The organism is uncultured Psychroserpens sp. (assembly GCF_947492715.1).
GTDB lineage: Bacteria > Bacteroidota > Bacteroidia > Flavobacteriales > Flavobacteriaceae > Psychroserpens.
The window spans coordinates 69,990-82,060 of record NZ_CANLNS010000005.1 but is presented as its reverse complement, the minus strand read 5'-3'; the positions used below and the strand labels follow the sequence as shown (position 1 = coordinate 82,060).

12 protein-coding genes are annotated in these 12,071 nt (G+C 34.5%); 9 read left to right on the top strand and 3 right to left on the bottom strand.

The features are described 5' to 3' along the window. Positions 1 to 180: 180 nt before the first annotated feature. The 9 genes from Q0787_RS12895 to Q0787_RS12855 all read left to right on the top strand — a co-directional run bounded on the left by Q0787_RS12895 (position 181) and on the right by Q0787_RS12855 (position 8,794). Entirely contained in the window at positions 181 to 858 is a 678-nt protein-coding gene (locus Q0787_RS12895) for a type II CAAX endopeptidase family protein (protein ID WP_298903198.1), read from the top strand. Positions 859 to 916: 58 nt separating this feature from the next. Then, on the top strand, positions 917 to 1,492 hold the full coding sequence (locus tag Q0787_RS12890; RefSeq protein WP_298903197.1) for a cob(I)yrinic acid a,c-diamide adenosyltransferase: 576 nt from the start codon (positions 917 to 919) through the stop codon (positions 1,490 to 1,492). 150 nt (positions 1,493 to 1,642) lie between these two features. Then, the gene (locus Q0787_RS12885; RefSeq protein WP_010177336.1) at positions 1,643 to 1,864 is read left to right on the top strand and encodes a DUF2795 domain-containing protein; all 222 of its coding nucleotides are present in this window, start codon (positions 1,643 to 1,645) and stop codon (positions 1,862 to 1,864) included. A 176-nt stretch (positions 1,865 to 2,040) separates the two neighbouring features. Continuing rightward, positions 2,041 to 5,394, top strand: coding sequence for a preprotein translocase subunit SecA (gene secA / locus Q0787_RS12880; RefSeq protein WP_298903194.1), 3,354 nt, complete (start codon positions 2,041 to 2,043; stop codon positions 5,392 to 5,394). Positions 5,395 to 5,859: 465 nt separating this feature from the next. Next, positions 5,860 to 6,663, top strand: coding sequence for a M23 family metallopeptidase (locus Q0787_RS12875; RefSeq protein ID WP_298903193.1), 804 nt, complete (start codon positions 5,860 to 5,862; stop codon positions 6,661 to 6,663). 367 nt (positions 6,664 to 7,030) lie between these two features. Then, positions 7,031 to 7,750 carry a toll/interleukin-1 receptor domain-containing protein gene (locus Q0787_RS12870; RefSeq protein WP_298903192.1) on the top strand — a complete coding sequence of 240 codons (720 nt, stop codon included), beginning with the start codon at positions 7,031 to 7,033 and terminating at the stop codon, positions 7,748 to 7,750. A gap of 144 nt (positions 7,751 to 7,894) precedes the next feature. Beyond that, positions 7,895 to 8,122 (top strand): hypothetical protein, encoded by a 228-nt coding sequence (locus tag Q0787_RS12865; protein ID WP_298903190.1) that lies wholly within the window; start codon positions 7,895 to 7,897, stop codon positions 8,120 to 8,122. Beyond that, the gene (locus tag Q0787_RS12860) at positions 8,109 to 8,486 is read left to right on the top strand and encodes a hypothetical protein (RefSeq protein WP_298903189.1); all 378 of its coding nucleotides are present in this window, start codon (positions 8,109 to 8,111) and stop codon (positions 8,484 to 8,486) included. The genes Q0787_RS12865 and Q0787_RS12860 overlap by 14 nt, the downstream gene beginning before the upstream one ends. Further along, entirely contained in the window at positions 8,483 to 8,794 is a 312-nt protein-coding gene (locus tag Q0787_RS12855; RefSeq protein ID WP_298903188.1) for a hypothetical protein, read from the top strand. The genes Q0787_RS12860 and Q0787_RS12855 overlap by 4 nt, the downstream gene beginning before the upstream one ends. Before the next feature lie 140 nt (positions 8,795 to 8,934). On the opposite strand, the gene drt2 is transcribed toward Q0787_RS12855, so the two are convergent. From drt2 to Q0787_RS12840, 3 genes are all read right to left on the bottom strand, one after another. Further along, positions 8,935 to 10,398: an antiviral reverse transcriptase Drt2 gene (drt2, locus tag Q0787_RS12850; RefSeq protein ID WP_298903187.1), complete on the bottom strand. Its 1,464-nt coding sequence runs from the start codon at positions 10,396 to 10,398 to the stop codon at positions 8,935 to 8,937. 500 nt (positions 10,399 to 10,898) lie between these two features. Beyond that, positions 10,899 to 11,387 (bottom strand): hypothetical protein, encoded by a 489-nt coding sequence (locus Q0787_RS12845; protein ID WP_298903185.1) that lies wholly within the window; start codon positions 11,385 to 11,387, stop codon positions 10,899 to 10,901. Positions 11,388 to 11,393: 6 nt separating this feature from the next. Next, positions 11,394 to 12,071, bottom strand: coding sequence for a hypothetical protein (locus Q0787_RS12840; protein ID WP_298903184.1), 678 nt, complete (start codon positions 12,069 to 12,071; stop codon positions 11,394 to 11,396).

The following is a 12,071-nucleotide window of genomic DNA, read 5'->3' as shown; positions in this document are numbered from 1 at the left end:
TCGTATACATTATAATTATCGTACTCATTATTGTTTTTGTTGGGAATCCCTTTCGGCAAAAGCGTACTAAGTATAAAGATTCTTACGAAAAGAAAAAGAACAAACGACGCTTTAAACGTTAAAGACTACATTACAAAATATGTTCTCGGTTTTTTTCGGTAATAGAGAACCAAAATAGTTATGAAATCACTAAAATATGTTTTAGCAACATTACTTTTTATAGTTTTTCTTGAGTTAATTTCTTATGGCTTTAGCCAACTATTCTTCAAAGCATTTGAAGACTTAGCAATTAAATACTATAAATTCATTTTCCCTATTGCGACAGCATTGGAGCTCATTGCTATTTTTATTTTATTGCTCTTAATCTACAAAAAGAAACTTCTCATTTTTTTTAAGGTTCCCAAACGATATGCATTTATTGCCATCGCTCTTGGTGCTTCTTTCGTTTTCATTCAAACTCCTTTAAACGACATATACAATGCTCTTTTTAATACAAACATCAATATTATCTACGATTTTGATGTAGCCAACATCGATTTTTATATGTTGATTTCTACCGTAATATTCATCCCGTTGGCAGAAGAGTTATTCTTTAGAGGTTATATCCAAGAAGGTCTAAATAGACATATCAAACCAAAACTTGCCATCTTGATATCTTCGTTATTGTTTAGTCTTATTCACTTGCAACTTGTGGCCTTATTTTTCCCTGAATCAGAGTTATTACATCTCGATTTTCATTTAACTTACATCACATTTTTTGGAGGCCTTATCTCAGCGCTTCTCTATTATAAATCAAAGTCATTTGTGCCTTCGATCTTGTTTCATATGAGTTGGAATTTTTGGGTAACGCTAGCTTAGTTTCAAGAAGCTATCCAAAACCTTTGCCTGTTCTCTTATTACTTTTTAACTTGCATCTATGAAAATTTACACAAAAACAGGTGACAAAGGAACTACAGCACTTTTTGGTGGCACACGTGTTCCTAAACACCATATTCGGATTGACAGCTACGGAACCGTAGATGAGCTTAACTCGCATCTCGGACTTATTAGAGACCAAAATATTAATAATCATTATAAAGATGTGCTTATTGATATTCAGGACAAATTATTCACTGTTGGGGCTATTTTAGCAACAGATCCTGAAAAAGCGACACTCAAAAATGGAAAAGACCGATTAAATATCCCTAAAATTTCCGAAGCCGATATTACGCAACTCGAACAAGAAATGGATACGATGAACGAAGCGCTTCCTCCAATGACACACTTTGTATTGCCTGGTGGACACCAAACTGTGTCATTCTGTCACATTGCACGCTGTGTGTGCCGTAGAGCCGAACGTCTTGCTAGTGCGCTTAACGATTTAGAACCTTTTCAGCCCGAAAGTTTAACCTATCTCAACCGACTTTCTGACTACCTATTTGTATTGGCACGAAAGTTGTCACATGATTTGCAAGCCGAAGAAGTAAAATGGATTCCTAAGAAAGAATCCTAGAGTACCACTTTGCAGAATAAATTAACAGTTCTACTAGGCTTAAACGATTGAAAATGTAAGTTCTTTTAAATTATTATTTAATTAATTCGATTTTTTCTTGACTTTTTGAACTATAATTTTATTTTTGCAAAAAAATAAACACACTAAGAAATGTATTGGACATTAGAATTAGCATCTTATTTAAGTGATGCACCTTGGCCAGCAACAAAAGACGAATTAATAGACTACGCTATTAGAACAGGAGCTCCTCTGGAAGTTGTTGAAAATCTACAAGCGATAGAAGACGAAGGCGACTCTTACGATTCCATTGAAGAAATCTGGTCAGATTATCCCACAGACGAAGATTATCTATGGAATGAAGATGAGTATTAAAGGTAATTGAAACAAAAATTACATTTTACATAAAAGAAAAGTTAAAAAGTCTCTAAATGAGGCTTTTTTTGTGCCTGAAATTTTCAGTATAACTAACACAAATCATATCTTTGAATTCCAGAATTTTAAAGATTAAACGTTGTCCGCAACGTTTCTAATAACATAAATAAACACAAATGAGTTTTTTAAATTCAGTACTTAAAGTATTTGTAGGAGATAAAGCCAAGCAAGATGTCAAGGCGCTTACTCCTATTGTAGAACAAGTGAAATCTTTTGAAAGTGCACTTGAGCAATTATCACACGATCAATTAAGAGCCAAAACGGCCGAGTTCAAGGACAAAATTGCAGAGGCACGCAAACCGCTTCAAGACCAAATAGATCAATTATTAAAAGATGCCGAGGCTACTGATGATATTGACAAACGTGAAGACATCTACCTTGAAATAGATAAAATCAAAGATGACATTTACGAAGTAACTGAAACGGTTCTTAATACTATTATGCCAGAAGCATTTGGTGTGGTTAAAGAAACTGCAAAGCGTTTTGTTCATAATACAGAAATTGCTGTTCAGGCTAATGAGTTTGATCGCTTAATTTCTGGTGATAAAGAGTATGTTACTTTACAAAACGATCAGGCCCTTTGGGCAAATTCTTGGGATGCTGCAGGTAAGCCTATTACTTGGGACATGATTCATTATGATGTTCAGCTTATTGGTGGAGCCGCAATGCACCAAGGAAAAATTGCAGAGATGCAAACTGGTGAAGGTAAAACCTTAGTGGCAACACTTCCTGTATACTTAAATGCTTTAGCTGGAAATGGTGTGCACTTAGTAACGGTTAACGATTACTTAGCAAAACGTGATAGCGCGTGGATGGCTCCTATTTTTGAGTTTCATGGCTTGAGTGTTGATTGTATCGATTATCATACGCCAAACTCTGAAGCGCGTCGTAAAGCCTATCGTGCCGATATTACCTACGGAACAAATAACGAATTTGGTTTTGATTACTTAAGAGATAATATGGCACATTCGCCAGACGATCTTGTACAGCGTCCGCATCACTATGCTATTGTTGATGAGGTCGATTCTGTATTAGTTGATGATGCGCGTACGCCATTAATTATTTCTGGACCTATTCCGCAAGGGGATCGTCATGAGTTCACAGAATTAAAACCTAAGGTTGATACGATTGTTAATGTACAACGTAAAGAATTGGTTGGCGTTTTAGCCGAAGCCAAAAAATTGATTGCCGAAGGTGATACTAAAGAAGGTGGTTTCTTATTATTAAGAGCCTACAGAGGTATTCCTAAAAATAAAGCCTTAATCAAATTTTTGAGTGAGGAAGGTATCAAGGCACTACTTCAAAAAACAGAAAACTTCTACATGCAAGATAACAACAGAGAGATGCCAAAAATTGACGCAGAGCTCTACTACGTTATCGAGGAAAAAAATAATCAGGTAGAATTAACAGATAAAGGTGTTGAATTCCTCTCTGGAAAAGAGAATCCAGATTTCTTCGTCATGCCAGAAATTGGTATGGAGATTTCTAAGATTGAAGCCAAAGGCTTATCAAAAGAAGAGGAAGCAGCCGAAAAGGAAGAGTTGTTTAGAGATTTCGGAATTAAATCGGAACGTATCCATACACTCAACCAATTACTAAAAGCATATGCTTTATTTGAAAAAGACATCCAGTATGTTGTTATGGATAATAAAGTTATGATTGTTGATGAGCAAACAGGTCGTATTATGGATGGTCGTCGTTATAGTGACGGATTACACCAAGCTATTGAAGCCAAAGAAAATGTAAAGATTGAAGATGCTACGCAAACCTTTGCTACAGTAACACTACAGAACTATTTCAGAATGTATCGCAAACTGTCTGGTATGACAGGTACTGCGGTTACCGAAGCTGGTGAATTCTGGGAAATTTATAAATTGGATGTGGTAGAAATTCCTACCAACAGACCTATTGCACGTGATGACAGACAAGATTTAGTGTACAAAACGAAACGTGAAAAGTACAATGCCGTTATTGATGAAGTAACACTATTATCTCAAGCTGGTCGTCCTGTATTAATTGGTACAACTAACGTAGAGATTTCTGAGTTGCTTGGAAAAATGTTATCCATTAGAAAAGTACCTCATAACGTTCTTAATGCGAAACTTCATAAAAAGGAAGCCGATATTGTTGCCGAAGCTGGACAACCAGGACAGGTAACGATTGCAACCAATATGGCAGGTCGTGGTACCGATATTAAATTAAGTGATGCTGTAAAAGAAGCTGGAGGTTTGGCCATTGTTGGTACAGAACGTCACGATTCGCGTCGTGTTGACCGTCAGTTACGTGGTCGTGCTGGTCGTCAAGGAGATCCAGGAAGTTCACAGTTTTATGTATCGTTAGAAGATAACCTTATGCGTTTATTTGGTAGTGAGCGTATTGCCAAAATGATGGATAAAATGGGATTAAAAGAAGGTGAAGTGATTCAGCATTCTATGATCTCAAAATCCATAGAACGTGCACAGAAAAAAGTGGAAGAAAACCAGTTTGGTGTTCGTAAGCGTTTATTGGAGTATGATGATGTGATGAATGCCCAACGTGAAGTGGTTTACAAACGTCGTCGTCATGCCTTACAAGGTGAGCGTCTTCGTGTGGATTTAGCTAATATGATCTATGATACTTCGGAAGGGATTGCAGAGTCTAATAAGGAGTCTAACGATTTCAAGAATTTCGAATTTGAACTTATTAGATACTTCTCTATGAGCTCGCCAATTTCCGAAGCTGAATTCGAAAAACTATCATTCCAAGATATCGCTGGAAAAGTCTATAAAGCTGCTTTTGAGCATTACAGACAGAAAATGCAACGTAATGCAGAACTGGCGTTTCCTGTGATAGAAAATGTCTATCTCAACCAACGTGATAAATACAAGCGTATCGTGGTTCCGTTTACGGATGGTGTAAAGAATTTACAGGTTGTTACCGATCTTGAAAAGGCTTATGAAACTAAAGGAACGCAGTTAATTAACGATTTTGAAAAGAATATTACTTTAGCTATTGTTGATGATGCTTGGAAAACGCATTTACGTAAAATGGATGAGTTAAAGCAGTCTGTACAATTAGCGGTTCACGAGCAAAAAGACCCGTTATTAATCTATAAGTTTGAGGCTTTTGAGCTTTTCAAAGATATGATTGATCAGGTGAATAAAGATGTGATTTCATTCTTGTTTAAGGGTGAATTACCTTCGGAAACACAAAATAACATCCAAGAGGCTAAAGCACGTAAGCAAGAGAAACTAGAAACGCAGAAGGAAGAGATTCCTAATATGGACGAGCGTGCAGCACAAAGTCGTGCGGCAGGAAATACGCAACGTCAGCCTGAAGTTGTAGAAACAATTGTACGCGACAGACCAAAAATTGGACGTAATGATCGTGTGACTATCAAGCATGTGATGAGCGGCGAAAATAAAGTCGTAAAGTACAAGCAAGCCGAACCTTTAATCGCTAAAGGCGAATGGGTTCTCGTAGAAGACTAGGTCGTTAAACGACATTTGGCAGTCGCTAAGCGACGTTTGGCAACACACTCAGACGATAAAACGACGTTTGACACTGTTTACTCTTATATAAAGCAACCTGTCACACTGAGCGCAGTCGAAGCGGTCGCTAAGCGGTCACTAAGCGACGTTTGGCAGCTCACTCAGATGTAAAAAATGAGTTAGCATGTCACACTGAGCGCAGTCGAAGTGGTCACTAAGTGACATTTGGGTAACTTACTCTCGCGTAAAGTAGCATTGTCACACTGAGCGCAGTCGAAGTGGTCGCTAAGCGACATTTGACAATTCACTCCGACGGAAAAACGATGTTTGACACTGTTTACTCTTTCGTAAAGTAGCATTGTCACACTGAGCGCAGTCGAAGTGGTCACTAAGTGACATTTGGCAATTCACTCAGGCGTATGTCACACTGAGCGTAGTCGAAGTGTCTCTTTTAAAATCATAGTTATGAAACAATTAGGCTTAAGTATAATAATCTTTCTTTTCCATTGCGGATTACATGCTCAAGAGGTGAGTTTTACCAAAAGCGAAACCGATTCTTTATTGACGTATACACTTGTGAATCATACCTACGCTCCTATTACCTTATCGGTAAAAAAACTATCTGAACTCGATGCTGGTATCGACACAGGAGACTTTATTTGTAGTCCTAAAGATTCGCTAGTCGAAATCTTTAAATTCCCAAAAGCGATAGCCACAGATTCTAGTTTTAAGGTAAGCACGCATCTTAAGCTGTCTATGGCCTACGGAAAGAAACTCCATAAAGACTCTATAAAACATGTAGACTATGAGCTTCCTTTTCTAGAAGGCAAGCGCTATAAGGTGATTCAGGCTTATGGTGGGCGATTATCACACCGAAGTGACCAATCGTACTACGCTATTGATTTTAAAATGCCTATTGGCGACACCGTTGTTGCGGCACGTCGCGGACGCGTTATTAGAACCGTAGACCATTTTACAGAGCATGGTGGAGCATCGTATAGAGATAAGGCCAATCAGATTCTTATTTATCATGACGATGGAACCATAGCCTTTTATGTGCATCTAAACACTAACGGTGTTTTGGTGAATTTAGGTGATATTGTAGAAGCTGGACAGCCTATTGGTATTTCGGGACATACAGGGTATTCGACAACGCCACATTTGCATTTCGTCATTAGGAATTTTAGAAGCGCGATTCCTATCCAGTTTAAAGAGAAAAAAGACCTTGGTAAAAAATCTGGGGTTTGGGCGAGGAAGCCGAAAGACTAAGTCATCTTCTACACCAAAAATTATCGATTCTTATCTAAAACCTTACTAAAAGTAAGGATTTCCGTAATGTGATTTATATCTAAGTCTATACTTTAGCACTACAAGCTCAAACAGGCGTTTTTACTTAAAATACAGGTATATCTACCTATACATTGTATTTGGTAATGTATTAGCTTTATGGGTTGTGAAAAAGGAAATAAAGTTCTCACTTTTAGGTGCTATGTTACCGAAAAGAAGAATTAAGTTCCTTATATGAGGAGTTGGATGTAATTTGAGAAAACGTCCGAATATATCAAATACGGTTTTCCGTAACTAAAGACGAAAGTAAATTAATAATATAGTCAATATAAAAGAATAATATAAAAATATGGCAAGATGTACAGCACCTTCAAGAGGACATAGAACAGCAAGTGGCGCAGCGAATTGTCCAGCGTGCAGAAATAGATATGGTGGATATAGTTCTAGATATTCATATCCATCCTATGATAACTCATATACTTCGAGCAGAAGAACATCTTCATCTGGAAATTATAATAGTTCAAAAGGTCGAACTCGAAAAGCTTCTTGGTCAAAATCTGGTTCAACAATTTATTATACGTCAACAGAGATAAATACACTTACACCTGTTAGAAAAGTTGTTGAAAAAAGAGCTGAAAAACCTGATATTAGAGATATTTTTCTTTGTCACGCTTGGGATGACAGAAAAGAATCTGCGTTAGAATTATACGACTTACTTGAATCAAATGGTGTAAATGTATGGTTCAGTGAAAAAGATATACCATTAGGAACTTCATTTCTTCGAGAAATCGATAAAGGTTTAGCAAAATCTAAAATTGGAATTGTTTTAGTAACACCTAGCTTCTTGAAAAGAGTACAGAACGAAGGTGTTGCCGAAAAAGAATTATCTGCTTTACTTGCTACAGACCAACTTGTACCTATTGTGCACAATACAACTTATGATGAATTGAGAGATGTGAGTCCATTGTTAGGGTCAAGAAATGGATTAGATACACAAGAAGATACAATGGAAAATATTGCAAAGAAATTGGCTGAATTAATTACGGTGAATGAAAAAATCTACAGCTAACAATGTGTATAATTCAATGCTAGTTATAGCCTACTTACGAAAGCCCTCACGGACTTTCTATCTGTGATTTATTTGCCTACTTAGTGCTTAAACACGTAATGAAATCATACACTGGACCGTTGTGCTTAATGTAAAACCGCTCATATGAATAAAGAAAACATTGAAAAGTTATTGAGTTCTGTTCAACCAATAATAACAATGGTTGCCGAATCGAATATTCAGGTAAAAACGCTAACAAAACACTATATAAAAACTATATGCGAATTAACCAATAAGACAGAAAAAGAAGTGTTGAAGGAACTTACTGAAATACATAATGAAATAAAGAAAAATGAACTTGATAAATTAGAGAAGAACAATGGTATGGACTAAAGTATTCAATCAAGTTTCTTCAATTAGAGTTAAAAGCGTTACTGACTCATTATTCAAATTTGGAATGATTGGTTTGCTTATTGGTGTAATTAGCGCTATTTTTTCTGATAAAGATTGGATTGTAATAATAGTATTTTCCTTTTCAGCATTATTCATTTTAATTGGTCTGTTTTTTTATTGCTTCTTTGCTATAAAAAAACCAGATTATTTAAGAAGTGAAGAATACCAAACTCAAAAACAAGCTTTGGAATTATTAGGAGATAATGAAAGAGCAAACAATCCTAATCTATCAAATATTCATCTGATTACAAATCCAAATGCGCCTAAATTAAATAATGACAATAATAATCCACTTACAGAATGAATTGGGATAAATTTTACATACTAATATTTGATAATAATGGAATTCCAAAAACATTTAACCAAAAGGTATTTCATAATAATTTAACTCAAACCAAAGGTGTTAAAGCTTGGTGGCATTATTTGGAAAGCACATATATAATCAAAGTTGGAAATTCTGTAAATGCTTCTCATATTGTGGAATTAATGAAAGAATTAGCACCAAATAAAAAATATTTTACATCAGAAATTAATTTTCAAGACTATAATGGATGGCTACCGAATGAAGCCTGGGACTGGATAAAGGAAAACACTAAGCACAACAACGTATAAAATTAATTGATAGTGCAAAGCCTACTTACGAAAATCCTCGTGGATTTTCTATTTGGTTTGTATTTGCTAATTAGGTGTTTGAAACACGCAACAAACCATATACAAACACGTTCGCAGTCATTTTCTAAGAAAGATTTAGATTACTTTGGAAGTCGATATTTTTTCTGATATCTATCAATCTGGTTATTTAATATTTTCCAACTATTTGAAACTTGTCCTTTAATTGCTGGTTCGTTCATAATTTCAGCTGCTCTATATGCATAAGTCAAATAGTTTCCTCTTTTACGATTTCTTCCTAAATGAGAAAAAGACTTATACAAACCTTGTCTATAGATTTTAGCATTAGTAGCAGGTTTTCTTCTTTTTTTCTTCTTTGCTTCCAATGCTCTCCATGCCCTAATTCTAACGCCTCGTTTTGCCTTTCTATAATATTTAGACAAACTAGATGATTTTAAAAGTATTCTGTTTCCATCAAATTCAAATCCTAAATATTCAAGTGGAATATTTGGTTTAAAACCTCCATTTTTCAATATCTGTTTTACTGAGAACTCGTTGTTCTTTTTATCTTTTTCGAAAACATATTTTTTGGTCTTATCTAGATGTATTAAAAGGTTACACTTATTAGATATCTCACTCATTACTAGATTTTGTAGATACTGAGCATCCTTTTTATCGCAGACAATAACCAAGTCGTCAGAATATCTTCTATACAAAGCATTATTGCAAGATTCAATTGCTGATAAAACAATATTATCAAATTCAAATAAATAAAAGTTGGCCAATAATGCACTCAATGGTGTCCCTTGTGGAATTCCTTGTGGCTTACCAGATTTATTTTTAAACGGATTTTTTTTTATTAAACCTGTTTCAACGAAATTCTTTTTAAAGTCTTCAATATCTGCACAAAAAGAACTACTATTTCTTCTTCTTAACTCTTTAATATGCTTGATATCATATTTATCTAAAATATCACTCATTTCAATATAGGAGAAGTTAATCAAGGATTTATACACATTGTAATGGTCTTTTGGTAATGTTATTACATTATCTCCCAAAACTTTCCGCCACATTTTTTTTAAAATAGAATGATCCAAGCTGTCAAAAAACTTAGAAATATCTAAAACCATAACAGCACAATCTCCTTTTAATTTTATAAAATCAAATACTTCTTTGGCAAAATGTGCATTTCCTTTATTCGAATCATTTCCTGTTGGAATACGTCTATAAGCTGTAACACAATCAGATAAGTTTGGTCTTACGGAAAGCATCTTCTCGTATTTTGGACTAAGAATCTGATTAGAATAATAAGAGTAAATTTGAGTATCTATGTGAGTTGCATAATAAATTTGCCTTTTTTTGGCTGTACTCTTTGTTTTACCTTTTTCAACTATTTTATGTGAACGCCTTCCTGTTTTAGAATCAACTACTTTATAACGTCGTTCTTTTATTGTAGAATGTATTAAAGGCAAAAACGCATGTTTAGAAACTTCATTTGTACTTGTAGCATAAGATTTAACGAATTTATAATCGTCAAAACTCAATCGAGGAGTAATATGCTCATAGCCTTTTGGTCGATACCAATGTTTTTTCTTTTTAACATGCATAAAATTAAAATAAAAAACTTCGTGTAATAAATGACGAACGTGACTATCCTATGAATTATTTTAAACATACATCCTTTCGGATCGGGCAACAGTCTCTGAGCTTTGTAGGCTCTTTGCATCACTCTGCGACAAATAAATATTGTATCTTTATACATCCAAATGATGATGAACACCAAATTGAATAGTAACAACAATACAAGTTTACTACTTCTAATAGTACCAGTGCTGATAGATTTCTTTCAACTTCTGGCTCTATTTGAAATTACACTCCCAAAAACGCCTTATACTGCGATTGGTAATTCTACCCTGTAGTCGTTTAAAACGGACAATGCCAAAATTACACGAAGCTATTAAATATGTTCAATAAGCTTGCCAATAATTTATCAGTGACATAATGACATAACTTTTTGATTTTAAGCAGTTAAACTAGTCAAACGAACTGCCAACAACACGTATAATCATTCGCTCCTTCTGTGCATACTCCAAAACCCTCTAGGCTCTCACCTAGTCGAAACCGAAACCTCAATCCCATCATATCTAGACAGGTTACTCTTTTTGGCATTATAAAAGTTAATAACGATCGTATCATTTTGATACCAATGGCAAGACTTTATTTTTTTGTAAGGGATATCGGAGTCTTTTTTTATGAGTCCTTTTAAAAATTTAGCTTTAAACAAGCTATCGGTTTCTTTATCCAGAAAAGTAATACTTCTAGGCTTACCTAGCGTATTGGCTATAACCTCATAAAAATTATCATCGATATCTTTTAGTTTCGCTCTAAAAGAGGTTACTCTTCCATTCGTTTCATTGAGATAGAGTTGATCTAACTTAAAACCCCATAACTGATAAGTGATGGCATCATCTAGCATATAATCGTATTTAATAGTTTCAGAAGATACTATGTGCTTATTTGTTTTTACAAAATGGCTTTGATCAAACACTGTATCTAAAAAATTGATATCTATATGTAAACTGTCCATTTCGTTCATAAACAATTAGTTTTTTAATATTTCTAACCCAAACTCAACATCACCAATTACTTCTATGGTATCATTATAAACACTATACTTTTGAAATAGTGCACTAGAAATAGTACAATTTTTTTCCTGTTTATATTTGAGGTTTAAGCCTTCAAGTCTAATCGTATCAAAGACATAAGGTATAAATTTAGATGTTTCATACTCTTGGCTTATACATTTTAAAACTTGATGAAATAAGTCTTTATATTTCCCTATTGGTGACACAGTAATAGTATCAACTCCAACTATGGTTTTCTCACCTAAGATAGGATGCACTACTTTTTTATGTGTATTTAGTTCTAGAATTTCAATAGTAAAATAGTCATTGATTAGGCTTTTATAAAAGTGCAATTCAGTTTTAAAATTGCCATCCTCCCTTAGTTTTATGACACCCGAAAAATTTGGAACTAAACCAGCTGTAGTAGGATAAATCTCTTGTATATCTAGATGAGATTTCAATTTTGCGATGAAACCATTTTCCCAATGATCTTTATAGTACGTCTTATTAACAATACTATTATTAATTTTTTCGGAAAGTGCTTTTTTATCACTTTCTATGTTTCCAATGGAATAGTAATAATTTAAGTCATAATGAACTTGCGGATAGGCATCCAAAAGTTCATTATTTGTAATGGTTGTATACTTAATTTTCAT

What these genes read in the sequence shown, in the direction of transcription:
- Q0787_RS12895 (WP_298903198.1), top strand. Translation starts at nt 181, where the DNA reads ATGAAATCACTAAAATATGTTTTAGCAACATTACTTTTTATAGTTTTT.
- Q0787_RS12890 (WP_298903197.1), top strand. Translation starts at nt 917, where the DNA reads ATGAAAATTTACACAAAAACAGGTGACAAAGGAACTACAGCACTTTTT.
- Q0787_RS12885 (WP_010177336.1), top strand. Translation starts at nt 1,643, where the DNA reads ATGTATTGGACATTAGAATTAGCATCTTATTTAAGTGATGCACCTTGG.
- secA (WP_298903194.1), top strand. Translation starts at nt 2,041, where the DNA reads ATGAGTTTTTTAAATTCAGTACTTAAAGTATTTGTAGGAGATAAAGCC.
- Q0787_RS12875 (WP_298903193.1), top strand. Translation starts at nt 5,860, where the DNA reads ATGAAACAATTAGGCTTAAGTATAATAATCTTTCTTTTCCATTGCGGA.
- Q0787_RS12870 (WP_298903192.1), top strand. Translation starts at nt 7,031, where the DNA reads ATGGCAAGATGTACAGCACCTTCAAGAGGACATAGAACAGCAAGTGGC.
- Q0787_RS12865 (WP_298903190.1), top strand. Translation starts at nt 7,895, where the DNA reads ATGAATAAAGAAAACATTGAAAAGTTATTGAGTTCTGTTCAACCAATA.
- Q0787_RS12860 (WP_298903189.1), top strand. Translation starts at nt 8,109, where the DNA reads ATGGTATGGACTAAAGTATTCAATCAAGTTTCTTCAATTAGAGTTAAA.
- Q0787_RS12855 (WP_298903188.1), top strand. Translation starts at nt 8,483, where the DNA reads ATGAATTGGGATAAATTTTACATACTAATATTTGATAATAATGGAATT.
- drt2 (WP_298903187.1), bottom strand. Translation starts at nt 10,398, where the DNA reads ATGCATGTTAAAAAGAAAAAACATTGGTATCGACCAAAAGGCTATGAG.
- Q0787_RS12845 (WP_298903185.1), bottom strand. Translation starts at nt 11,387, where the DNA reads ATGAACGAAATGGACAGTTTACATATAGATATCAATTTTTTAGATACA.
- Q0787_RS12840 (WP_298903184.1), bottom strand. Translation starts at nt 12,071, where the DNA reads ATGAAAATTAAGTATACAACCATTACAAATAATGAACTTTTGGATGCC.